The organism is Prosthecobacter sp., from assembly GCF_049294395.1.
Classification (GTDB): domain Bacteria; phylum Verrucomicrobiota; class Verrucomicrobiia; order Verrucomicrobiales; family Verrucomicrobiaceae; genus Prosthecobacter.
In genome coordinates, this window is the sequence record NZ_JBAQCR010000364.1 from 54,912 (window position 1) to 77,670 (window position 22,759).

General features: G+C 59.5%; 13 protein-coding genes. 3 read left to right on the plus strand and 10 right to left on the minus strand.

Annotated features, from left to right (window positions below; translation table 11 throughout):
• Positions 1-2 precede the first annotated feature (2 nt).
• From WAW39_RS24660 to WAW39_RS24670, 3 genes are all read right to left on the minus strand, one after another.
• Positions 3-1,850, minus strand: coding sequence for a CocE/NonD family hydrolase (locus WAW39_RS24660; RefSeq protein WP_422321818.1), 1,848 nt, complete (start codon positions 1,848-1,850; stop codon positions 3-5).
• 83 nt (positions 1,851-1,933) lie between these two features.
• The gene (locus WAW39_RS24665) at positions 1,934-3,028 is read right to left on the minus strand and encodes a dihydroorotase (RefSeq protein WP_422321819.1); all 1,095 of its coding nucleotides are present in this window, start codon (positions 3,026-3,028) and stop codon (positions 1,934-1,936) included.
• Between the two features lie 94 nt (positions 3,029-3,122).
• Positions 3,123-6,383 (minus strand): beta strand repeat-containing protein, encoded by a 3,261-nt coding sequence (locus WAW39_RS24670; protein WP_422321820.1) that lies wholly within the window; start codon positions 6,381-6,383, stop codon positions 3,123-3,125.
• 341 nt (positions 6,384-6,724) lie between these two features.
• Here WAW39_RS24670 and WAW39_RS24675 point away from each other — a divergent pair, with 341 nt between their 5' ends.
• Positions 6,725-7,603, plus strand: a complete 879-nt coding sequence (locus tag WAW39_RS24675) for a sugar phosphate isomerase/epimerase family protein (protein ID WP_422321821.1) — start codon at positions 6,725-6,727, stop codon at positions 7,601-7,603.
• A gap of 108 nt (positions 7,604-7,711) precedes the next feature.
• On the opposite strand, the gene WAW39_RS24680 is transcribed toward WAW39_RS24675, so the two are convergent.
• From WAW39_RS24680 to WAW39_RS24700, 5 genes are all read right to left on the minus strand, one after another.
• Complete coding sequence (locus WAW39_RS24680) at positions 7,712-10,228, minus strand: DUF7133 domain-containing protein (protein ID WP_422321822.1); 2,517 nt, start codon at positions 10,226-10,228, stop codon at positions 7,712-7,714.
• A gap of 246 nt (positions 10,229-10,474) precedes the next feature.
• Positions 10,475-10,852 (minus strand): hypothetical protein, encoded by a 378-nt coding sequence (locus WAW39_RS24685; RefSeq protein ID WP_422321823.1) that lies wholly within the window; start codon positions 10,850-10,852, stop codon positions 10,475-10,477.
• Between the two features lie 101 nt (positions 10,853-10,953).
• Positions 10,954-12,438, minus strand: coding sequence for a hypothetical protein (locus WAW39_RS24690; RefSeq protein WP_422321824.1), 1,485 nt, complete (start codon positions 12,436-12,438; stop codon positions 10,954-10,956).
• A 293-nt stretch (positions 12,439-12,731) separates the two neighbouring features.
• Complete coding sequence (gene carB / locus WAW39_RS24695) at positions 12,732-16,043, minus strand: carbamoyl-phosphate synthase large subunit (RefSeq protein WP_422321825.1); 3,312 nt, start codon at positions 16,041-16,043, stop codon at positions 12,732-12,734.
• A gap of 249 nt (positions 16,044-16,292) precedes the next feature.
• Positions 16,293-17,618 (minus strand): hypothetical protein, encoded by a 1,326-nt coding sequence (locus WAW39_RS24700; RefSeq protein WP_422321826.1) that lies wholly within the window; start codon positions 17,616-17,618, stop codon positions 16,293-16,295.
• Between the two features lie 126 nt (positions 17,619-17,744).
• Between WAW39_RS24700 and asnB the strand changes: the two genes are divergently transcribed.
• Positions 17,745-19,649: an asparagine synthase (glutamine-hydrolyzing) gene (asnB, locus tag WAW39_RS24705; RefSeq protein ID WP_422321827.1), complete on the plus strand. Its 1,905-nt coding sequence runs from the start codon at positions 17,745-17,747 to the stop codon at positions 19,647-19,649.
• Positions 19,646-20,839, plus strand: a complete 1,194-nt coding sequence (locus tag WAW39_RS24710; protein WP_422321828.1) for a glycosyltransferase family 4 protein — start codon at positions 19,646-19,648, stop codon at positions 20,837-20,839. The genes asnB and WAW39_RS24710 overlap by 4 nt, the downstream gene beginning before the upstream one ends.
• 38 nt (positions 20,840-20,877) lie before the next feature.
• Here the strand turns inward: WAW39_RS24710 and WAW39_RS24715 are convergent, their stop codons facing one another.
• Both WAW39_RS24715 and WAW39_RS24720 read right to left on the minus strand, forming a co-directional pair.
• Positions 20,878-21,375, minus strand: a complete 498-nt coding sequence (locus WAW39_RS24715; protein ID WP_422321829.1) for a L,D-transpeptidase — start codon at positions 21,373-21,375, stop codon at positions 20,878-20,880.
• A 185-nt stretch (positions 21,376-21,560) separates the two neighbouring features.
• Positions 21,561-22,745, minus strand: a complete 1,185-nt coding sequence (locus tag WAW39_RS24720) for an FG-GAP and VCBS repeat-containing protein (protein WP_422321830.1) — start codon at positions 22,743-22,745, stop codon at positions 21,561-21,563.
• Positions 22,746-22,759: the final 14 nt, after the last annotated feature.

Genomic DNA, 22,759 nt, shown 5'->3' on the forward strand with positions numbered 1-22,759 from the left:
AATTAATCTGCCTCTCCCACCACCGGCACCAGCAACCGTGACGGATGCTCCACATCACAATAAATGCGGTTTGTCTGCTTCATCTTCTCCCCGTCATCGCTCCAGGGCTTTCCAGTGCCGGGATTCACATCGAAGCGGGGGAAGTTGCTGGAGGTGATCATCACACGGACACGGTGGCCGGTGTTGACGATGAGGCTGGTGGACCAGCAATCGACGGTGACTTCCTCGATCTGCCCGGGCGCCAGCGGCTCGGGCTTCTCGCGGGATTTGCGGTAGCGCAGGCGCTGGATGCCTTCGGCCATGAGCATGCTGCGGCCGTCGGGATACACATCGCAAATGCGCACGGAGAGGTCCGTGTCCGCCGCGCTGGAGGAGACGAAAATCTTTGCCCACAGACGACCGGTGATTTCCACCGGCTTGTCGAACGCCTCACTGGTGAACACCAAAGCGTCCTCGCGGCTCTCGACCTTGCGTTGATCCATCGGCCCACGCTCGATGGTAAGGTTGTTGCCGCCGATGGTGGGGCATGGGTGGGCGGGATCAAAGGTGTACTCGTGGTGGGCGGCTCCTGAAGCGGGAGCTTCCAGTGCCAGTTTCTTATCCGCCATGAAATACACAGGCGTCTCCTTCGCCGGGATGGGCCAGTCATTGGCATAGCGCCATTCATTGCCCGGAGCGCCGGGCGTGCTGGTGTCTCCCATCACGTAATAGGCCACGGCAGGTTCTTTCTCGATGCCGTTCTGGATGCCCTTCAGGTAATGGTCAAACCAGCGGCCCGAGTTGTACTGCTGCGGCGGCTTCGCATTCGGAAAGGTAAGCTGCCCGGCAGGCATCTGCCCAATGCCATGATGCCAGGGTCCCATGATGAGCTTCTGCGTGCCTTTGGAGCCCGGCGCACCGCGTTGCTGCCGTCCCACAAATTGATCAAGTGTCCCCTGCGCAAACATGTCAAACCAACCGCCGATGTTCACTGCGGGCACATTCATCACCTCAAACTTCGTGTTCGTGTCGTTCCCGCGCCAGTAGGCATCGTAGCTCGGGTGCTCGTGCATGATCGAGAGCGCCCTCGGATCAAACTTGTTCCCTTGCGTCCAGTTCTCCACGTCAGCCTTGCGAAACGCGCTGCCGATGTAGCTCACGTCCGTGTACATGTCCGCCGGCGCCACGCTGATGTACTGCGCCTTCAAGGCCCCGGGTGCCGCGCCTGCCAGCAGGTTCTGCGTGATGCCGCCTGCCGAGCCACCGATGGTGGCGATGCTGCCATTGCACCACGGCTGTTTTTTGATCCACTCCACCGTGTCCAGGCCATCCTGATGCTCACCCCAGCCGCAGCCGACGAAGGGGATGTTTTCCCCTTCGGAATCAAAGCGTCCGCGCATGTCCTGAATGATGAAAGCATAACCGGCAGCGGTGAAGCCAGCTCCGCTTCCGCTGCCCTTCACCCGGCTGTAAGGCGTGCGCGCGAGAATGACCGGAAAGGGCTCCTCCCCACGCGGCAGGAAAATGTCCGTCGCCAGCTTGACTCCATCTCTCATCGCAAGCTTCTCGGTCTTCTTCTCCACCGGCCGCGTGTGTTCCCCAACCTGCTTCAGCCAGCTCTCAGACGTCACCACTTTGTCTGCCGCAGCACGTTTCAGCATCCCTTCGATCTGCAGCGCCCACTGCTCGCCATAGGTCTTCTTCACAAACTCAACCGCCCGCGCCTGCTCCTCGGTGGAGAGCGCACGGTTGTGATCCACATCCGCCATTGTAAACAAGGCCCGCATCTTCCCTGCCAGCGCCTCATCCGCCGAAGCATGGCACGAAAGAAGAGACACCGAGGCAGCTAGCAGCAGGAACGAATTTTTCATAGATAACGTGTAGGCTGCTGAGTGATCTCACACACGCGTTCATATGACAAGCTGGGCGCATTCTCAGTAGCGCAGGCATTGCATTACCCCACCATCCGCCACGTCAGCTCCATGCCCATCCCCACCGGCAGCGGCGTCACCGGCCCCGCAGGTGTCTCCAGCAGCGTCATTGGCTGCGCCTCCTTCTCCATCTGGAAGTTCTTCTCCGATGGCGGAAAGCCATAAAACGCCGGGCCATTGAGGCAGAGAAAACGCTCCAGCAGCGCCCGACCCTCCGCCGTGCCGAGATCCACGCCCGCCTCTTCAAACGCCATCGCGTAGAGCTGCGGCGCACAGCCTCCTGTGAAGCAGCCCGCCGCGCAGCCGCAGGCCGTCGCCTTCGTCGTGTGCGGCGCGCTGTCCGTGCCCGCGAAATACTTCGTCTGCCCCGCAGTCGTAACCGCCTGCCGCAAGGCTGCGCGGTCATCCCGAAACTTCACAATGGGCAGACAGTAGAGATGGTACTTCAGCCCCTGGATCAGGTGCCCCAACGTGTACAGCAGATGCTGTGGGGTGATCGTCGCGCCCACATGCTCCGGCGCGCGCGCCACAAACTCCGCCGCTGTGCGTGTGGTGATGTGCTCGCACACAATCCGCAGCTTGGGATGCGCCGCGATCAAGCGCGGCATCCGCTCCGTGTAAAACCGCGTCTCCGCATTCTGCTGCGCATCGATGTAATCAGGACCGCTCAGTGCGTGCTGTTCCCCGTGAATGCACAGCACGATGCCGTGTTCCTCCATCGCGCGCAGCACTTCCCCGCCGATCAGGTCATCCATCGGCATCCCGTGTTCCGCATTCGTGGTGCCGTGCGGCGGGTAATATTTGCAGGCACGCAGCAGACCCGAGGCCGCACCTTCCGCAATCATCGCTGCCGTGGTATGCCGCGTCAAATAAAGTGGCACGATGAGCTGCTCAAAGACATCCGCTCCCGCTGCCCGCAACTCCGCCGAGTAGCTCTCAATCGACAAGCCATCGCTCTGCGCCGCCCCTGAAATTCGCGATACCGGCGGCTGCGTGTTCGGCATCGCCAGCGCACCAGCACAGCCCATGTCCAGATGCGCCTGGACATACGAGCCCATCGCGGGGCCTTGGCGGAAATGCGTGTGAAGGTCGAACCACTTGGGAAGCGTGAGAGTCATGTATCTCTGTTAGCTCGGGGGCCCGTTGGATCAATCGCGAGATGCAAAGTCTTGGTCATGAATCCATCCAACTGACAGATGCATCCCGCGAGCATCAGCGCTTTCTGCGCCGTGCCAGAAGCAGGAGACCCGCTGCCAGCAGCAGCATGCGCGAAGGCTCTGGCACGACGTAAATGATGCCGTTGGAAAGGAACTGATCCGTCGCGAAAAACCACCCATTGCCCAGGGTGGGAAGGACCAGATCAGCTGTGGTGAAGGCTCCGCTGGTGCCGTCAGCGTTGAGATTCAGGGTGGCCCAATCGACAATGTTAAAGACATCGCCCCAACCAGGAGTGTACCCGCCAGCCAGTTCCACTTTGATCGTGCTGCCTGCATTCAGCCCGAGCGCGCCTGTGACCTTGATGGAGTCATACAATCCTCCGGCGGCCGTGTCTTTGAAAGCGCTGACTTGGGCTGCCACGGTGGGATCAGCGGCATGACTGCTCGTCCCACCCAGGGTGAGGAGGACACGCGGACTGCCACTGCTTGCGCCCGTGGCCAGCGTGAGATTGGTAAAAGTCAGGGTCCCGAGGCCATCCCCTGCACTGGCAACCGCGCTGAGTGAACCATCCGTGGAGCCGCCCGGTTTCAAAATCGACCCCGCACCAATGACCACCGTGCCAGTCACGCTGCCGGTGCCGCTGAGCACCTGATTGCTCAGGGTCTGGGTGCCACCCGTAACAGCGGTGACATTGAGCGTGGCGCCGCTCTTGACCTCGATCCATGGGCTTGAGGCCACGGCACCCGCACCGCTGAGCGCCAGGGTTCCAGCAGCCACTGTCGTTTTGCCCGTGAAAGTGTTGGCCGCAGTCAAAGTCAGGGTGCCGAGGCCGTTCTTGGTCAGGCCGCCATCAGCCGTAGCACCCAGTGCCGTGTCGTGCTCCAAATTGTCAGCGATGGTGATGTTGAATCCATTGGTGTCGATGATCGCGCCCCCGGCCTGCACTTTGGAGGTGAGGTTGGCTGAGTCAGGAATGAAATTGCTGGCACCATTGTTGTCAGTCGCCTTCAGCGTGCCGCCATTGAATCGCAGTTCGGCCAGCCGGTTGGTCGAATTCGCCCCGGTGTTCATCGCGAAGCTACGCGTGAAGAGAATGCCTGCATTCAGCGAGATGGTGCTCACGATGCTGGACAAATTGACCCCTGGCTGGTTGCCGCCGTTGAGATAGAAATAACTGGAACCGGAGCTCGTCATGTTGAGCGTGCCGCCGTTCATGATCACGTTGCCCGCACCGTTTTCAGAGAGTCCATAGCTGCCATTGGCCCACGTCACCGCCCCTGTGCCGCTCACGGTCAGAGTCGCGGTTCCATTGTTGGCAAAGCGTACATTGCTTCCCAGCGTCAGGGTGCCGCCTGAGACATTCACATTCGAAACGGTGCCCGTGCCCTGCGCAAAGAGCGCGTTGTTAAGGGTCAGTGCCCCGCCAGACACATTGATGGTGCTGGTCTGGATGAAAGCGCGGTTGCTGTTGTTGAAGACAACGGTGCCGGCGGAGACATTCATGGTGGCTCCGCTATCAAGCTGAAGACCGTTGTTTCCATTCCCATCCCCCGTGCCGCTGTGGGTGGCGTTGGCACCTTCAAAACTCAGGATGCTCCCGGCACCGCTGACGACCAGCCCCTTCACAAACGATTGCGTGCCCGATTGAAACCGCAGCACGCCGCCGCTGTTCACCGTGACAGCGGCTGCATTGAAGACCCCATCGCTGTTGACCCTCACATCACTGCCCGTCGCCGTGAGAGTGCTGGCCGCATTGGTCATCGAGATGCCGCCGGTGAAATTCAGCGTGTTGGCTCCGCTAAGCGTCAGGGTGCCACCCAGACCGCTGATCAGTCCGCTGTAGGTGACCGTGCCACCCGTGTTGTTGGCGATGGCCAGAGCACCTGCATTCACCGTGGTGGTGCCGGTGTAGGTGTTCGCTCCGCTGAGCGTCAGGGTGCCGAGGCCGTTCTTGGTCAGGCCGCCGTCGGCCGTGGCACCCAGCGCGCTGTCGTGCTCCAGATTGTCGGCGATGTTGATGCTGAATCCGTTGGTGTCGATGACCGCCCCGCCCGCCTGCACCTTGGAGGTGAGGTTGGCGGAATTGGGGATGAAGTTGGTGGCGCTGTTGTTGTCCGTGGCCTTCAGCGTGCCGCCATTGAAGCGCAGTTCGGCAAGCCGGTTGGTCGAGTTCACCCCGGTGTTCATGGCGAAGCCACGCGTGGAAAAGACACCGGCATTGAAGGCGATGCTGCTGGTCACCGCCGTGTTGAAGGCCGCACCATTGCCGCCGTTCAGCAACAGATAAGTGGTGCCAGAGCTGGTCATGTTCAGCGTGCCTCCATCCATGATGATGCTTCCCGTTCCGTTCTCGGACAGCCCGTAGCTCGCGACCGCCCAGGTGACCGCACCGCTTCCACTGACCGTTAAAATGGCCGTGCCGTTGTTAGCGAAACGATTACCGCCTCCCAGGCTCAGACCCCCACCGGAAACATTGATGCGAGCAATGACACTGCTGCTCTGGGCGATGAGCGTGTTGTTCATGTTGATCGTGCCGCCGGTCACATTCAGCGTACCCGCCTGCATCCAGAACCGGCTTGGCGTCAGATCCACCGTTCCGGCACTCACATTGAGCGTGCCGCCATTGAGAATCTCCAGGCTGTCCTGCTCGCCCGAACCTCCGCCGCCAATACCGTTCACTGTGACGGTTGCCCCAGTGAAATTGAGCACGCTGCTCGCGCCGTCCACCTTCAGGCCATTGTTGAAGATCTGGGCGCCCGACTGCAGCTTCATCGTGCCGCTGCTGATCAGCACATCAGCGGCGATGGTGCTGTCCCCCACGAAACGCACATCCGCCCCCGTGGACGTGATCTTGTTCGCCGTGGAGGAAAAGCCCAGCCCACTGAAAGTGATCGCCCCTGAGCCCGTGATGGACAGGTCACTCGCTGCGCTGCTGATAGCCGCACTGAAGGTGATGGCTCCGCCAGTGGCATTGATGGAGCTCGACGCCCCCAGAGAAACCGCCATGCCCAGTGTCTGCAAGCTGGATGAATTGTTCGTGAGGCTGCCGTTCAAGGTAAGAGCATTGCCACCCAGCGTAAACGCAGCACCACCTGCATTGAAGGTCAGTCCTGCGATTGAAAGGCCGACGATGTCGTTGCTCAAAGTCGTTCCACCCGTTCCGGCACTGCCGAAAGTAAGCGTGTCACCACTGGCGGCCGGCAGCGCATCTGTGGACCAGTTGGTATTGCCGACGCTGCTTGTGTTCCAAGCAGCATCCACATCCCCCACCCATAACAGGGTGGCGGCGCGAAGAGGAGCAGGCGCTCCAAACATGAGGGCACAAGCAAGAGCTGCGAGGGCCTGAAGGAGGCCCTGACGATGGCATAACATTCTGATTTTTTTTGGGGGGGGACAGGACGTTGACCCAAACTCGACCTTCTGCAACGCCTTCATGTCGAGCCAATGCAATGATGCCCCCCTCGCCTGCTACAAGTCTGTCACATCCAGATCAAAACAGCCGTGGAATTAAAGATATAACCCACAACCTCATTGCCTCATCTTTATTCAAAACTCTTGCCGATCTCTCCACGGGCAGCAAGGATGCGTCACTGGACCCGGCAGTCGACCAGTCCCGCTCTGCCACTCTCCACTCCCCGCCTCCATCCAACCTTCCCATGAACTCAAACCCGCTTTCCCGCCGCTCCTTCCTTGGCACCGCAGTCGCCGCCGCCACCGGTTTCACGCTTCCTCGCTTCGCCTCTGCCGCTGAGAAGCCGAACTCTGTCTTCAACGGCGTGCGCATCGGCTGCATCACCTACAGCTACCGCAGCATGGCCAAGACCGCCGAGGAAACGCTCAAGGCGCTGCTCGATGACGGCCTCAGCGAGACCGAGCTCATGGGCGGACCGACCCAGCTTTTCGCTGGCCTCAAAGGCGGCAAGATCACCGACACCGAGCGTGAGCAACAGCTGGCCAAGTGCGCCGAAATGCGGAAAATGTACAACGACGCCGGCGTGAACATCCACATCCACAAGATGGGCTTTGGCCAGTCTGATGAGGAAATCGAGTTCAACTTCCTCGTGGCAAAGGCCTTGGGCTGCACGGCCGTGACCACCGAGCGCAATGCCATCCTGGCCGCGCGCGTCGCCCCGTTTGCGGACAAGCACAAGATCTGGGTCGGTTTTCACAACCACACCAACAACCTGCCGGAGATGGACAAGTTCGACTCCATCCTGGAACTCGGCCAGTACATCGGGCTGAACGTCGATATCGGCCACTACGTCGCCGGCACCAAAGGCAAGTCTCCCATTCCCGTGCTGGAGAAGTACCACGATCGCATCACAAATTTGCACCTCAAGGACCGCACCGCCGACGGCGGCAACGTCCCCTGGGGCACGGGACAGACGCCGATCAAGGAAGTGCTGCAGCTCATGAAAAAGGAGAAGTGGACCTTCCCCGCCGAGATCGAGCTGGAATACAAGATCCCTGAGGGCTCTGACGCCATCGCTGAGGTGAAGAAGTGCGTTCAGTATTGCAAAGAAGCGCTGGCGTGAGCGAGCCTTGCTCCTTTCAGCAAGTCACGGTCTCGGAGCCGCTTGATACGGCTCCGAGGCCTGTTGTTTTGGAGAACGCCGAAAGGTGCAAGGCGGCGAGACGCTCGGTCACGGAATCTTGAGCAGCTCCTGTTCCGTCCAGGAATCGGTGCGTCGCGCTTCCTTTTCGCGGACTGCTTTGAGAAAGTCCGGTGAGATGGGCTCCTCACCATGCTCCCACTCACGCCGGAGATAAGTGAGAATGGCCGCCAGAGGTTCATCGCCCAAAGCGCCCAGTGGAGGCATGTCGAGCTGGTAACGCCTCTTTTTGACCGTGATGTAGCCGCGCACGCCGTGGAGGACGATGCGACTGAGCCGGTCGGGCGAGCCATTGACCCATTCGGAATCAATCAGCGGTGGGGCGATGCCATCGAGGCCTGAACCACTTGGCTGATGGCAGCCAGCGCAGATGCCGGAGTACAGCGCCTTGCCCATCTCAAAACGACTCTGCTCATCAGCCGTCAGCGGGCGCGGCGGCTTGAACCCTGCGGGCGCAGGCTTGCCCGGCCAGGTCAGCATGTCCGCCACCTTTTCGATGCCGGGAGTGTCGAGAACAGCAGGTTTGGCTTCGAGCTTCACCTTCCGGCGTGTGAAGTCCGCCGAATTGGCGGTGAAGCCAGCGAGCAGCGTCTTGCGAGGCGTCGCCCCGGCCTTTTCCGCGAGTGCCAGCAACCGTGAGACACGGGCTGGATTGCGTTCACTGGCCACACAGCCCGCCAGGCTTGGGATCAGAGTCTTGCCGCTTCCAGTGGCAAGGCAATGCTCCAGCAGTTCCAGCTCGCGGCCTTTGACCCCGCTGAGGATGGCTTCGGCCAGATAGGGGTGATCGGGCACGCGGCTGGCCATCGCAGCCATGGCCATATCGGCCGCCGAATCTTGGCACTCGCCAAGCGTGAGGGCGATTTGAGTCTGCACCTGCGAATCCGGTTCGGTGGCGGAGAGGGCGATGAGCCTGGTCACCACAGCGGCGCGCCCTTTCCCGGCCAGGAAAGCTTCAGCGATGCGCACGGCACTGTTGCGCACGCGGGCATCGACGTCAGCGAACGCTGCCTCGATCACCGGCCAGGTGGTCTTGCCCATGCCATCGAGCGTCCACAAGGCATGCATGCGGCCGAGCGCGACATCGCTGCGCGTGAGAGCTTCCAGTGCGGGGACAACCCCTGCATCCGCACGCTCGACAAGCAGGCGCTGGGCGGTTTCCCGATGCCAGGAATTGGTGTGAGCGAGGATGGGGACAAGCTCTGCATTGCCAAGCTTCGCCAGATTGGGTGCAGGACGTGTCCTGGCATTTTCAGGAACGATGCGCCAGATCCGTCCCAGGCCGCGTGGATTCACCAGATCGTGCTCCTGGATATACTTTTCCAGATAGGGACTGAGGGAGATGCGGTGCTGGATGATGCCCCGGTAGAAATCGACCACGTAAAGCGCTCCATCGGGTCCCGTGGTCATGCTGACAGGGCGGAAGCGCTCATCCGTGGACGCGAGAAACTCACGCTGATGGTAGGCTTCGCGCGCCACGAGCCTGCCTTTTTCGAGGGTGACAATGTCTCGCTTCACGAGATGCAGAGCCGGCTCGCAGGCGAAGGCATTGCCAAGAGCATCCGCCGGGAAGAGATCGCCCCGGTAAATCCAGGGTGAGCACGCGGCGGTAAAGTTCTTCAGTTTGTGACCCTCCATGTTCTCAGGAATGTAGGCGCGGTTCGTGCCGGGGGTCACACGGATGGGCCACACGGACTGGTTCACCGGCGGGTTGATGCGACCTCCCGACTTCTCATAGTGCGGATTGCGCAGACGGTAATGGGAGGGCCACATGTCTCCCTGCAAGTGGCCGGAGTTGAAGTTGTAAAAGAGACGGCCAAAGTCATCCTGACTGAGCCCATACTGTCCGCGCATGGATGAGAGGCTGCGTTCGAAAGCGCCCGCGCCACGCCAGCGAAAACGCGCCGCGTATTCCGCAAAGTAGATCCAGTTGTCCAGCGCCCAGAGCGGCGAGTTCGCGCCATGTTCCGGGTTCGCCAGTTCGGGGCGGCCAGGGATGGTTTGTGCGCCAGCATCCTTCGCCACCTCGATCTTCTCATCCGCCTTGTCATCGCCATTCTTGTCCGGGCAATACCACAGCATCGGCGGTGCCCCCACCAGCGCGCCTTCGCCAATCGGCAGGACCGTGCGGGGCATGATGAGCTGATCGAGAAAGACCTTGCTTTGATCGAAGCGCCCGTCGCCATCGGTGTCCTTGAGAATCACGATCCGGCCCACCGGCTCATCCTCACGATTGCCCTGAATGTCCGGCATGTACCCGAGCATCTCCACCACCCAGAGCCGCCCATCCGGACCAAACTGCGCAAAGATCGGATCCCCCACCAGCGGCTCACTGGCTGCCAGTTCCACCCGGTAGCCCGGTGCCACCTGGAAGGTTTTCAATTCCTCATCCGCAGACAAAGCCCGCGTGTCCGGAACAAGCTCCGCCGGCACCAGCGAGGGCGGCACCTTCGCCATTGCATCCCCATTTTGGGCGCAGACCGTTGAGACAAAAAACAAGACAGACAGAGCGAGGATCGGGGAGAGAGGGATGCGTGTGAAATTCATGGGTGACTGCGAACGGGGCTTCCATTGCTATACGACCATGCACCCTGTGATCTTTAGCACCATAAGCCAATCGCAGTGCATCTGGAGGGTTAACGATGTCTTTGCCTGGATTGAAGAACTGCATGTTTCAGCAGATGAAAGAAGCGTGGCAGAGCTGATCGAAGGGAGTGCGGACAAAGAGCCGAGCTTGCGAGACAGGCGAAGCCAATCCGCGTTCCCTTCATCCGCCGTATGGCATGAGCCTGACTATCCCAAACTCTTGCTGATCTCCGCATGCGCCGCAGCCACCGCCGCCTCATGCTCTCTGGCCTTGGCATAGCGCACCGCAAAACTCCCCGGCTCATCTGAACCCATGAGCAAATGCTTCGCCTCCGCCACCAACGCATCTTTCCGCTCCTCCGTGACCGGCGGCTTCTCTTCCATCGTCTCGTCCATCATCACCACCAGTTGCGAAAGCTGCCTCAGCCACGCAAACCGCTCATGCTCCATGAGCAGTTGCAGAAACTGCATCGGCGACTCGATGACATTCCCCTCCTTCTCATACGCCGCCCGTTCGGCATTCATGAGCAGCTTGTGCAGGCTGAGGAGCTGGTTGCGAAGGGCTGGAAGAGGATGGTCGTTCATGTCCGTTCCATAATGCAGGTTCACTCCGTCATCTATCCATTGTTAAACTGAGCTGCTCCAAAAAATTCCAGGCCCATGAGCTGCAAAAAATCGAGCCCGCCTCAGGGAACAACGGAAGAAGGCAAGACTGTCCACTCCCGGCTCCTGTAGTCATAGCTTATTGAAGGAATGCCAGGGCTGGGAACATCTTTGATGACAGGTTGTGCCTGGCCGGGATGGTCCATCGCAAAGGGCTGGCTGACATAGAGGGTTAGAATCCAAGGCTGTCCATGGAGACGCAATGTCGCAGGAGAAATCTTTGCGGGATCCACAAGTTTGCTGGCATAGACTCGGTGACAACTTGGATTCGCAGCCAGAAAATCCGACAACAGACGCATCGCCCGGGCCTCGGCTCTCCACAAGCCGGTATGCAGCCAGCACACCAGCATCAGAGCTGTTGCCAACAAGCTTGTGGCAGCCCTTTTCTGCCAATGCGGCCAACGAAGAATGACTCCCCGCCCCCAGGTCAAAATGGCCATCCCTCCGCCACCGAGCAGAAACAAACACAAGGGGTACCGCTTCCGTGAATCCAAAGAAAATCCGCCGGCAGGCACATAGATCAAACTGGCCAGCAAGAAGAAGATCAACATGACCATCATCACCCTTTTGCCATGCCTTTTGCTGATCGCGTCGATCTCATTGGGAGCCGCAGGAGTCATCCACAAGGCGGCAGTACCTCCCAAGATGCAAAGGCCCGAACCAAGCCATCCCAAAGGCCATTCACTGGCGGCTATCTGCCAGAGAGCCGGGCTGAAGACAGGAGCCCAAATGTCCAGCCATTGCCAGAGCTTGCCCAGCGGACTCAGCAGAGCTGGCCAATGAAAATGAGGCTCCATATATAGGAGATGGTCCTGCGGTTTGAACAGGACGTAACCACCCAGATACAAGCATGCCACCAGCGGCGGCACCCAGCGAATGGATGGTTTTAAACAAGTTCGCCACGAGTTTGGCTGTGGATTCATCAGCCACGCAGCGCCTGCCACAAAGGCCAGAGCAAAGAGCAAATGCTCATGAATCAGCAGAGAGGCGGCAAAAATCGGCCCCCAGATCAACCAGGCCCAGTTGGGAATGGAATGGATTCGCAGAAACATCCAGAGGGACACCCAAAAAATCAGTGAACTCAGAACGTAGGGCAAGGCAGACGTCCAGCTTACCGCCTGGAAACCAAAGGGCGAACAAGCGGCGATGATTGCCAGTACGAGCACGCCATCCCCATTCCCACACAGGTGACGGAAGACCAGATAGAAGAACTGGCACGTCACTATGTGCACACCGATGGCGAGGAGCCCTGGCAGCCATGGCCCCCAATTCAGGATCCATCCGACCAGTCCATGCTGGAGAAGGCGCCAGATGCCTCTTTCTTGAAAGGCATTGCCCAAGTATTCCACGCCTCCCACACGGGCCATCTGCGACAAAGGATAGTCATCGATGGCCCAGACATAGGCCTGTACCATGGGGAAATAAGACAACAGCCCCATCAACGCGATCAATAACAGGGGCCACCATTGCCAATGAATGGGACCCTGCAGAGATTGGATGTCAGCCATCCTTGGCCCTCCGTTAAGATGGTCTTGGGCAGCGTTGTGATCGATGGAATTCGCGATTGATGTTTATAAGAAATTTAGCCGCACGATGTCAATCTAAGGCGCGAGCCTTTTCTTTATCATTTTGTGGCGCTTTTGACTCCAACACGATGAATGCGTCACCTCAGGCATTTGGCTCCCGGCCAGAGGATGAGCATCGAAGTTTCAGAACTCCAAATGGCGGTGCCGGCCAGAAACGAAAAAAGCGCGGACTTTCGTCCGCGCTTTGGAGAGCCATCAAATGAGACCAGGCAGGATTACTGATGATACTCCTGCAGCGCCCGCACCTGCACCTCGGTCCCCTGCAATGACTTGATCGCCCGCAGTGCGGCATCGGCACCGCGCAGCGTGGTCATGATCGGAATGCGGTTCTGCATGGAGGCGGTGCGGATCTTGATCTCATCCTCGCGCGGATTTTTGCCGCTCGGGGTGTTGATGACGAGGGCCATGTCCTTGTTCTTCATCAGGTCGATGACGTTCGGGCGCTGGCCGCTGGCGAGTTTGGGGAGGATGTTCACCGCAATGCCGGCTTCCTTGATGACGCCGCCGGTGCCGCTGGTGGCGTATAGGGTAAAGCCGAGGTCGGCGTAGCCTTTGGCAATTTTCACGACGTTGGGGCGGTCGGTTTCCTTGACGCTGATGAACACATTGCCCTTCGTGGGCAGGGTGCCGCCAGCGGCCATCTGGCTCTTGGCGAAGGCCATGCCGAGGTCGTAGTCGATCCCCATGACTTCGCCGGTGCTCTTCATTTCAGGGCCGAGGATGATGTCCACGCCGGCGAACTTGCTGAAGGGGAAGACAGCTTCCTTGACGCTGTGATGCTTCGGAATCACTTCTTCAGTGAAACCGAGTTCCTTGAGCGTCATGCCCGCCATGATCTTGGCGGCGAGTTTTGGCAGCGGCACACCGATGGCCTTGCTGACGAAAGGCGCGGTGCGGGAGGCACGTGGATTGACTTCGATGACATACAAATCATCACCCTTCACGGCGAGCTGCATGTTCATCAGGCCGCGCACGCCAAGGGCCTTGGCGAGCTTCTTGGCGGCATCGCGAATGCGGTCCTGCATCTCTTTGCTGAGGCTGAAGGGCGGGATGACGCAGGCGCTGTCTCCGGAGTGAATGCCCGCCTCTTCGATGTGCTCCATGATGGCGCCGATGACGGTGGTCTCGCCGTCGCTGATGCAATCGACATCCACCTCCGTGGCGTCTTCAAGGAAGCGGTCCACCAGCACGGGACGGTCAGGCGTGGCCTCGACGGCGTTCTTCATGTAGTGCGTCAACTCGGCATCGCTGTAAACGATCTGCATGGCACGACCACCGAGCACGAAGCTGGGGCGCACAAGGCTGGGGTAACCAATCGTCGCGGTGATGGCCAGCGCCTCTTCCAGCGAGGTGGCGGTGCCGCTGGGTGCCTGGAGCAATTCAAGATCATCGAGCAGCTTGGCGAACAGCTTACGGTCTTCAGCCAGCTCGATGTTCTTTGGCGAAGTGCCGATGATGCGAACACCGTTTTCTTCGAGTCCTTTGGCAAGGTTCAGCGGCGTCTGACCGCCGAACTGCACGATGACCCCGAGCACCTGATCGTGGCGGTTTTCACGCTCATAGATGTTCAGCACATCCTCCAGCGTCAGGGGCTCAAAGTAGAGCTTGTCGCTGGTGTCATAGTCGGTGGAAACGGTCTCGGGATTCGAATTCACCATGATCGTCTCATAGCCCAGCTCACGCAGGGCGAAGGACGCATGCACGCAGCAGTAGTCGAATTCAATGCCCTGCCCGATGCGATTTGGCCCGCCGCCCAGAATCATGACCTTCTTGCGGTCGTTGTCCCGCACTTCGTCCTCGATGCCGTAGGTGCTGTAGTAGTAGGGCGTGTAGGCCTCGAACTCAGCCGCACAGGTGTCTACAAGACGGTAGGTGGGGATGATGCCAAAATAGCGCCTTGCATCACGCACAACGCTTTCTGGCACATTCGCAGCAACGGCGAGTTGGCGATCTGAGAAACCGAGTTTCTTTGCTCTGCGCAGTTGGTCACAAGCACTTTGCATTTCCTCGCTGGCAGGAAGGCTATGGCGCTCAGCGTCCCTTTTGAATTTGTCGCCAGCTTTGACAATTGACACAGCAACTGAAGCAAACTGACTCAAGGGTAGTTTAGCCTGCTCCTTCACAATTTCTTCAATCTGCCTCAAGAACCACCGGTCAATCTTCGTCAGCTCAAACACGCGCTCCACGCTCCAGCCTTTGGCAAAAGCCTGGCCGAGGAAGAAGATGCGCTCCGCATTCGGCACGGTGAGCTTCGAGGTCAGCGTCTCGTCATCCACTTCCTTGTCGGCGCCGTCGCCGATGAGGCCGAAGCGCTTGATCTCCAGACTGCGCAGGGCCTTCTGCAGGGACTCCTTGAACGTGCGGCCGATGGCCATGGCCTCGCCCACGGACTTCATCTGCGTGGTCAGCGTCTCGTTGGCACCGGGGAATTTTTCGAAGGTGAAGCGCGGCACCTTGGTCACCACGTAGTCGATGGACGGCTCAAAGCTGGCGGGCGTCTCGCGGGTGATGTCGTTCTTCAGCTCGTCCAGCGTGTAGCCCACGGCCAGCTTCGCAGCGATCTTCGCAATCGGGAAGCCGGTGGCCTTGGATGCCAGCGCCGAGCTGCGGCTCACGCGTGGATTCATCTCAATGACGATCATGCGGCCCGTGTCCGGGTGCACAGCGAACTGGATGTTCGAGCCCCCTGTCTCCACGCCGATCTCACGGATGCAGGCGAAGGAAAAGTCGCGCATGATCTGATACTCGCGGTCCGTCAGCGTCTGGATGGGAGCCACAGTGATCGAGTCACCTGTATGCACGCCCATGGGGTCGAGGTTTTCGATGGAGCAGATGATCACGCAGTTGTCCGCCTTGTCGCGCATCACCTCCATTTCGAACTCCTTCCAGCCGAGCAGCGATTCCTCGATCAGCACTTCCGTCACGGGCGAGAGATCAAGACCGCTGGCCGTGATGGTTTCGAATTCTTCCTTGTTGTAGGCGATGCCGCCGCCGGTGCCGCCCAGCGTATATGCGGGGCGGATGATGAGCGGCATGGTGCCGATCTGCTCCGCAATCACGCGGGCTTCTTCAATCGTGTGGGCGACGCCGGACTGCGGCAGGTCGAGCCCGATCTTGAGCATGGCGTTCTTAAACAGCAGGCGGTCCTCGCCCTTCTCAATGGCATCAGGTTTCGCACCGATCATGCGCACGCCATGTTTCTCCAAGGTGCCCGCACGATGCAGGGACATGGCGCAGTTCAGCGCGGTCTGGCCGCCCAGCGTGGGCAGCAGCACATCCGGCTTTTCCTTGATGATGATCTTCTCCACCATCTCCGGCGTGATCGGCTCGATGTAGGTGCGGAAGGCAAACTCCGGATCCGTCATGATCGTGGCCGGATTCGAGTTGATGAGCACCACTTCATATCCTTCTTCGCGAAGGGCCTTGCAGGCCTGGACGCCGGAATAGTCAAATTCACAGCCCTGGCCGATGACGATGGGGCCGGAACCGATGACGAGGATGCGATGGATGGTTGTATCTTTGGGCATGGGGGAGGAAAAATATGACGAAATCCGGGTGCGGACGACGAGTGCGGCGAGTTGAGAGGGGTAGAAAGCGTATGATCTGGGCGCTCTCGGAGCGAAGGAACCACTGGCTGGCAGGCTAGGGCTACGGCATCGCGGGGCCGGAAAGCCCGGCATCTTGCACAGTCGATGCGGTGCGTCAAACGCAGGGGTGGAAAAGACGTTAAATAGCTCCCAAAAAGGAGCTGTTTTTCCGATTTTCCGCTCCTCAGCTCAGTTCACCGAGATTTTGACCCCGATAGCCTTGTAGGCCTCGGTCATTTCCTGCGCGATTTGTGAATAACTTCGCCCATCAAGGAGCAGGTCCAGATGCTTGAACGGCGCGGTTTCGGACTTCATGTCCGGCGGCGGAAAATTCGTCGGGTAGCTGAAGCGCCCACCTTCAAGATGCTTGACGCGGGGGTCTTTGAAAAAGGTGCGCAGAGCTTCGGTCTCGCCAAAGACGGCGTCCATGAACTTGATGAACCGCGTGCCTTTCTTGTCGCCATCCAGATGGCAGAAGAAGTACACCGCCAGCACGGAGCGGAAGTAGAGCTCCCCCATCTTGCGATTGGTGGTGTTGGCAATGCCAGACCAGGTGCCACGGTTCATCTTCAGATGTTCTTCCAGATTGCCAATCTCGATGGCATACCCACGCTTCTGCATCTCCTGAATGTGGTCTTTCAGTCCTTTCTGGTGGGCGTCAGCGCGGAATTTGCCGGCGTTGTAGGGCAGCATTTCCGTGTATTCAGCAGTGCCCTCGCTCACCCACACGGGCAGGAAGGTCAGGTAGGCGTCCATCACCTGATGGGTGATCTCATGGATCAGGGTGCCCCCGTCGTAGTTCTCGTCCTTGGCGTAGGTCTTGCCCAGAAGCTTGAGGCCGATGCTGGGAAACGGCACACGGAAGATCTTGTCCCCGCTCATGTAAACACCACCGGAGTTTTCAGGCCCACCGGCGGCGATGTAATCCTTCCGTGTCTCAAACAGCTCGGCCTGATAGCGTTCGAAACCCTCAGGTGGACGGCAGACCACACCCCAAGGTAGTGACGAGACGAGAGTCTTCGTGGCCTCAAAAGTCCGCGCCACTTCTTTCATCACGCTGGGCATGAGTTTGGCCTGCGCGGTGAATTCAAATCCCTCAGACCGGTACACGCACTTTCGCGCCGCCACATTCTCCTCAATTACCTGAATTTCAATGGACTTCGTCGGAACCACGACGTTTTCCGGCCAGGTGCGTTTCTCGACGGGAACCCGGTTCAAAGAGAGCGCGGTCACGGCAGGAGTTGCCCCCTGCGCGGTGGATGGAGCTGGCGCAGCCAGACTCTTCACAAAGGCCTGATCTTCGGCACACAGGCGGGTGAGAGGCAGCTGGTGCTCTTTGCCATCCGCCATTTTCAAGGTGACGCTGTCGGCGTTGCTGCTGACCAGAGTGGCTTGGATGATCCGACCCTGCGTGTCTTTCCACGGCCGGGGAGCTGCGTCCTCGGCCACTGCCAGTTGAGTGTGCGCGATCGTGCAGCACATGGCCAGAATGATCCGGGAAGGACGGAAGTTCATGCTAGATTTATACAATGCCTGATGTTGATGGTGCAAATGCTTCCTGTTTGAAACCAGTAAAAGGATGTCATGGTGAGCAGGACCCTCCCCTAGGGTCCGTCTCCTTTTTCTACATTCGTCATCTTCATGTGCGGTTTTCTCGGATGGTTTCGTCTGCCACACACGCCCTGGCGTGAAGATGAGCGTGCCTTGCGCAGGCTTGCTCTACAGATGATTGTGCATCGCGGTCCGGATGACAGCGCAGAGGCAGAAGGTGAGGACTGGTGGATGGGCTTCCAGCGGCTTTCGATTTTGGATTTGAGCGATCACGGCCGGCAGCCCATGGCGTTTGGGGGCGGAAGATTCACGCTCACCTTCAACGGCGAAATTTACAATTTCCGCGAACTACGCGCCGGCCTCGGCGAAATAAAATTGCCATCCTCAGGAGACACGGCAGTGCTCGGGGCTCTCCTAGAACGTGCGCCAGTTGAGAAGGTGCTGGCGGGCTTGCGCGGCATGTTTGCCATCGCCTGGCGGGATGCGGAAGCGGGATCGTTAGTGCTGGCGCGGGATCACTTTGGCATCAAGCCGCTGTATTATCGCATCACCGCAGACGGAGATCTGGTTTACGGCTCTGAACTGCGTGCCGTGCGCAAACTCGGCGGTGGCGGCCAGGTTTCTCGCGTTGCCCTGGCGCAGTATTTTCAGCGGGGCGCGGTGCAAAGTCCGGAAACGATGTTTGGTGACGTGCGCTGCCTGCCCCCGGGTCACCTGCTCACATGGCGCGGTGGCAAGGCCGAGGTAAGACGCTGGTTTCAGCCTGCCTGGCCCGGGCGCGAGGCCTGGGTACATGACCCGGTGGAGCAGCGCCGCATGGTGCGTGAGGGCGTGCTGGAAAGCGTGAAGGCCCACATGATCTCCGATGTGCCAGTGGGCGTCTTCTTGAGCGGTGGGCTGGATTCAACCCTCCTGGTAGCCTGCATGCGTGAGGCAGGCCAGAAGCACATCAAGGCGTTTTCCATCGGCTACGAAGAAAACGCGGGGGTGCCGGACGAGAGCGATACCGCGCGGCGAACGGCGGAATATTTTGGCTGCGATTTCGTCCGTGAACGACTGACGGCGGCCTCGCTGGAGTCGAGTCTGGACGGCTATTTTGATCAAATGGACCAGCCGACGGGCGATGCGCTGAACACCTGGCTGGTGTCACGGCTGGCTTCCAAAGAGGTCAAGGTAACGCTCAGCGGACTGGGTGCCGACGAGTGGTGGGCTGGCTACAATTACCATCGCCTCATCGCCGTGGCGGCGAAGTCACCGCTGCTTGCGGCAGGCAGCTGGGTGCGCGGATTGGATTCACTGCTGCCTCAGGGCGCGCGTGGACATAAGGCATGGAAGATGCTTTTTTACGCTCTGGGCGGTGCCGGACGCAACGTGCGCGAATGGCAGTCCTTTGGACGCACGATCATGCCGCCTGAACAAGTGGCACGACTTCTGCATGGAGATTTCAAAATGCCATCCTCCCCGGTATTCGAACCGCAGTCCCAAGACTCGTGGCTGCACGAACTGCTGCTGCGTGAAACGGAGACCTATCTGGCCAACACCCTGCTGCGTGACAATGACGTGATGAGCATGGCTCACTCGCTGGAATTGCGTGTGCCACTGGTGGACAAGGAGATCTTTGCGCTGGCGGGCAGGCTGCCGCCGGAGTGCAAACTGGACACACTGGGCGGCAAACGTGTGCTGCGCGAGGCCTTCCGGAGCCTCCTGCCCCCGCAGATTTATGATGACCGCCAGAAGAAAACCTTCACGCTCCCGCTGATGAAATGGATGCGGCTGCCCCAATGGCAGGAGCGCATCCGCGACACGCTGGGCTCCCAGCGCTGCCGTGAGCGCGGCTGGGTGAATGAGGCGCAGAAGAGTGAGATTTGTGAAAAATATTTCCGCGGCAGCCTGGAATCCACCGCAGCATGGCCATTGAGTCAGCGCGTTTGGATGCTATACGTGCTGGAGGAATGGGCGCGACGACACTACGACGAAATGAGGGAACACCAATGACACCGGGCATTTTACAGGTGTTCAACCGCTACCTTTCCCCTGGCGGCGAAGAGATGAGCGTGGACCGCATCTACCATCATCTGAGCGCTCAGCATGCCATGTCACGGTGCTTTTTCGACAGCGCGGACTGGAAAGGCGAAGCTGCTCCAGGACCTGCCGCGCAGGCAAAGCGGCTCTTCTACAACAAAGAATCGCGCGCGCAGTTTGAAGCGGCCTTGGATGCCAGTGGCGCGGGCGTTGCCCTGTTTCACAACATCTTTCCGGTCGGCTCGCCGTCGTTGTACCATGCCGCTCTGCAGCGTCGTCTTCCCGTGGTGCAGTATCTGCATAATTATCGTCCCTTTTCAGTCGGCGGGACTCTGCAGGTGGACGGCAAGATAGTGCAGGACGCACTCTACGGCAGCTACTGGAAAGAGGTTTTCTCGGGTGCGTGGCAGGGGTCGGTGGTGAAGAGCGCCCTCTTCGCGGTCATGCTGAAGGCCCTTCACCGCAGCGGCTGGTTGAAGAGTGTGAAGGCGTGGATCGCCATTTCAGATTTCATGCGGCAGAAGCTGGTCAGTTCCGGTTCACTGCCTGAGGCACGGGTCCACACCCTGCGTCATGCCTGGGATGCCATGCCGCAGCCCCCTGTGGCGGAGGATGCGGGCTACTACCTCTTCCTTGGACGTCTGGTCGAAACCAAAGGCGTCATTCCCTTGCTGGATGCCTGGGACGAATTGCGTGCGCAGCTCGGAAAAAAGACCCCCTTGCTGCACATCGCCGGCGAAGGTCCGCTCAGCGATGCCGTGCAGCAGCGCGTCCGCACCAATCCCTACATCGGCCAGCTCGGTCACACGGGCGGGGAAACCAAACGCGAGGCGCTGCGGCGCTGCCGCGCGGTGATCGTGCCTTCCACATGGTGGGAGCCTCTCGGCCTTGTGGTCTACGAAGCGTATGATTATCGCAAACCGGTGCTCGCCGCTAAATCAGGCGGTTTGAGCGAGATCGTCCAACATGGCGTCACTGGTCTGCAGCATGAGCCGGGTAGTGTTCATGGCATCGTTCAGGATGTGCTGGCCATGGAGACCACACCTGCCACGGAGCGTCTCGTGATTGGCAGCGCAGGGCGTCAGTGGCTGCTGCGGGAAGCGAGTCCGCAGGCATGGCTGCAGCGTTTCGAAGAGATCCTGGCCGAAGCAGTGAGAAACTAACAGCGCCGGGCAACAACCGTAAACGGCCTGGCCAACCCTCACTGCATGATCGTCACGCGCGCGCCGACAGGCGCGTGCTGGTAGATCGTCTCGGCCATGTCGCGCGGCAGGCGGATGCACCCGTGCGATGCCGGGGATCCAGGATTGGGAATCGCTCCCGCATGCAGCCCGACTCCATAACCCGTGATGCGCATCCAGTAGGGCATCCTGGCACCCACGAAACGTCCACCCGGAGGGATGCGTGAAACACCCGCAGTGGCGTTGCTGTTCACCACATTTCCATTGCTGTCCACAATGACGCCGTAGCGGTTCGAACGCTTGTCCACGATCTTTTCCATGATGCGAAACGTGCCCGTGGGAGAAGCAAAACCACTGCGTCCGGAGGCGACGTAGGTCCAGCCAACGTTTTCACCGCCTTTAAAAAGATAAGCCTTCTGTTCGCTGAGATCGATGTTCACACTCAGCGGGCCAGGCTTGCTGCTGCCATGCCACACATACATGACCGGCTGGGATGCCAGCGGCGGCATGATTGTCATGGGCCGACGAGCCATTTCAGTGCGCGAAGAGAACAAGGAAAACTCCGGAACGGCACACTGGCTGAGGAGCAGTGCGCAGGCGACAGAAGTGAAAAGACGAGTGACTCTCATAGCAATCACAATTCTAGGAGCACATACTGCGCCCATGCAACCGATCAGCTAGTGCGCATAGCAGGTTTTAAATTTCACTGGTTTCGCTGATTCCAGTAAATCTTAATATTCTTGCTGCGACGGCCCGCAGCGATGATCTCCAAATCGCGATCGCCATCCAAGTCAGCGCAAACAGCATCTTCACAGGCCATGCCGCCATCATCGATGAAGGCCTCCTGCCAGCCGTTGCCATCCTCTTTCGTCGTCCAGAACAACTTCACCGCCACCTTGCCAACCTTCTGCTGCGCACGCCAGCCGACGACGATCTGGCGGTTGTTCAGGCCGAGCAGATCATGCGTGGCGATGGCATGCCCATCGACGAGTTGATCGCAGATCACATGGCGCTGCCACTCACCGTTTTTGGGCCCTTCCGGCTTCGGTGTGTAAATCACCAGCTTGTCCCCATGCATCGGCTCAATCGTCGTGACATACGGCTGCCCGCCCGCAAACGCGCCATATCGAACTTCACCCGCCCCAAGGAGATCAGTGGAGTCTTTCGGATGCTTCGAGATCCAGTGTTCCTTCCACCCGTTGTCAGATTGATCCAGCCGCACCACGCCTTCGCGTCCACACAGCAGCAGACTTTCAGCCTCCGTGCCCGGAGCAGGAATAATGTCGAGATTGTGCGTCTTGTGCATCGTCCCCTGCACCAGCGTGGTGTTCCACTCCTTGTGCGGATCATCCGGCATGTGATATGCCAGCACACGCACGCCGGTGCCTTCAGCATTCTTGTCGTTGCCACGGCCATGCAGCGGCACCACCACAAGGTCATAGCGTCCGGCACGGTTGCGCACCCACTTCATGCGGTGCGTTGTCGGCTCATGCTTCAGTTGCACCGGCTCCCATTTCTGCGTGCGATCCGCCGGCGGGATCAAGTAAAACACGGCGCCGCTTCCCACCGTGTCGCCCGGGTTCCACCCGGCCCCCACGGCAATCTCACACTTGCCATCGCCATTGATGTCACGCGCCGCGATGCATACGTGATCCTTCTCCGTCAGTTTTTCAGCGATGATGTGCTTCTTCCACGTCGGGTTCTCATACCAGACGATCACATGGCTGTCCGCCAGCAGGATGTCCGTGCGCCCGTCGCCATTCACATCCGCCACTGCGAGTCCGTAGCCGATGCCCACAGCATCATCGATCTGCTGTTCTTTAAAATTCGGAGTCTGCGCCTGCACAGAGGCGGCAAGGAGGGAGGCAAATAACAACGCGTTTTTCATGATCACCCAGCCTA

Bases quoted from the DNA above. Each gene is read 5' to 3' on its own strand.
- WAW39_RS24660 (WP_422321818.1), bottom strand. From the start codon at position 1,850: ATGAAAAATTCGTTCCTGCTGCTAGCTGCCTCGGTGTCTCTTCTTTCG.
- WAW39_RS24665 (WP_422321819.1), bottom strand. From the start codon at position 3,028: ATGACTCTCACGCTTCCCAAGTGGTTCGACCTTCACACGCATTTCCGC.
- WAW39_RS24670 (WP_422321820.1), bottom strand. From the start codon at position 6,383: ATGTTTGGAGCGCCTGCTCCTCTTCGCGCCGCCACCCTGTTATGGGTG.
- WAW39_RS24675 (WP_422321821.1), top strand. From the start codon at position 6,725: ATGAACTCAAACCCGCTTTCCCGCCGCTCCTTCCTTGGCACCGCAGTC.
- WAW39_RS24680 (WP_422321822.1), bottom strand. From the start codon at position 10,228: ATGAATTTCACACGCATCCCTCTCTCCCCGATCCTCGCTCTGTCTGTC.
- WAW39_RS24685 (WP_422321823.1), bottom strand. From the start codon at position 10,852: ATGAACGACCATCCTCTTCCAGCCCTTCGCAACCAGCTCCTCAGCCTG.
- WAW39_RS24690 (WP_422321824.1), bottom strand. From the start codon at position 12,438: ATGGCTGACATCCAATCTCTGCAGGGTCCCATTCATTGGCAATGGTGG.
- carB (WP_422321825.1), bottom strand. From the start codon at position 16,043: ATGCCCAAAGATACAACCATCCATCGCATCCTCGTCATCGGTTCCGGC.
- WAW39_RS24700 (WP_422321826.1), bottom strand. From the start codon at position 17,618: ATGAACTTCCGTCCTTCCCGGATCATTCTGGCCATGTGCTGCACGATC.
- asnB (WP_422321827.1), top strand. From the start codon at position 17,745: ATGTGCGGTTTTCTCGGATGGTTTCGTCTGCCACACACGCCCTGGCGT.
- WAW39_RS24710 (WP_422321828.1), top strand. From the start codon at position 19,646: ATGACACCGGGCATTTTACAGGTGTTCAACCGCTACCTTTCCCCTGGC.
- WAW39_RS24715 (WP_422321829.1), bottom strand. From the start codon at position 21,375: ATGACAATCATGCCGCCGCTGGCATCCCAGCCGGTCATGTATGTGTGG.
- WAW39_RS24720 (WP_422321830.1), bottom strand. From the start codon at position 22,745: ATGAAAAACGCGTTGTTATTTGCCTCCCTCCTTGCCGCCTCTGTGCAG.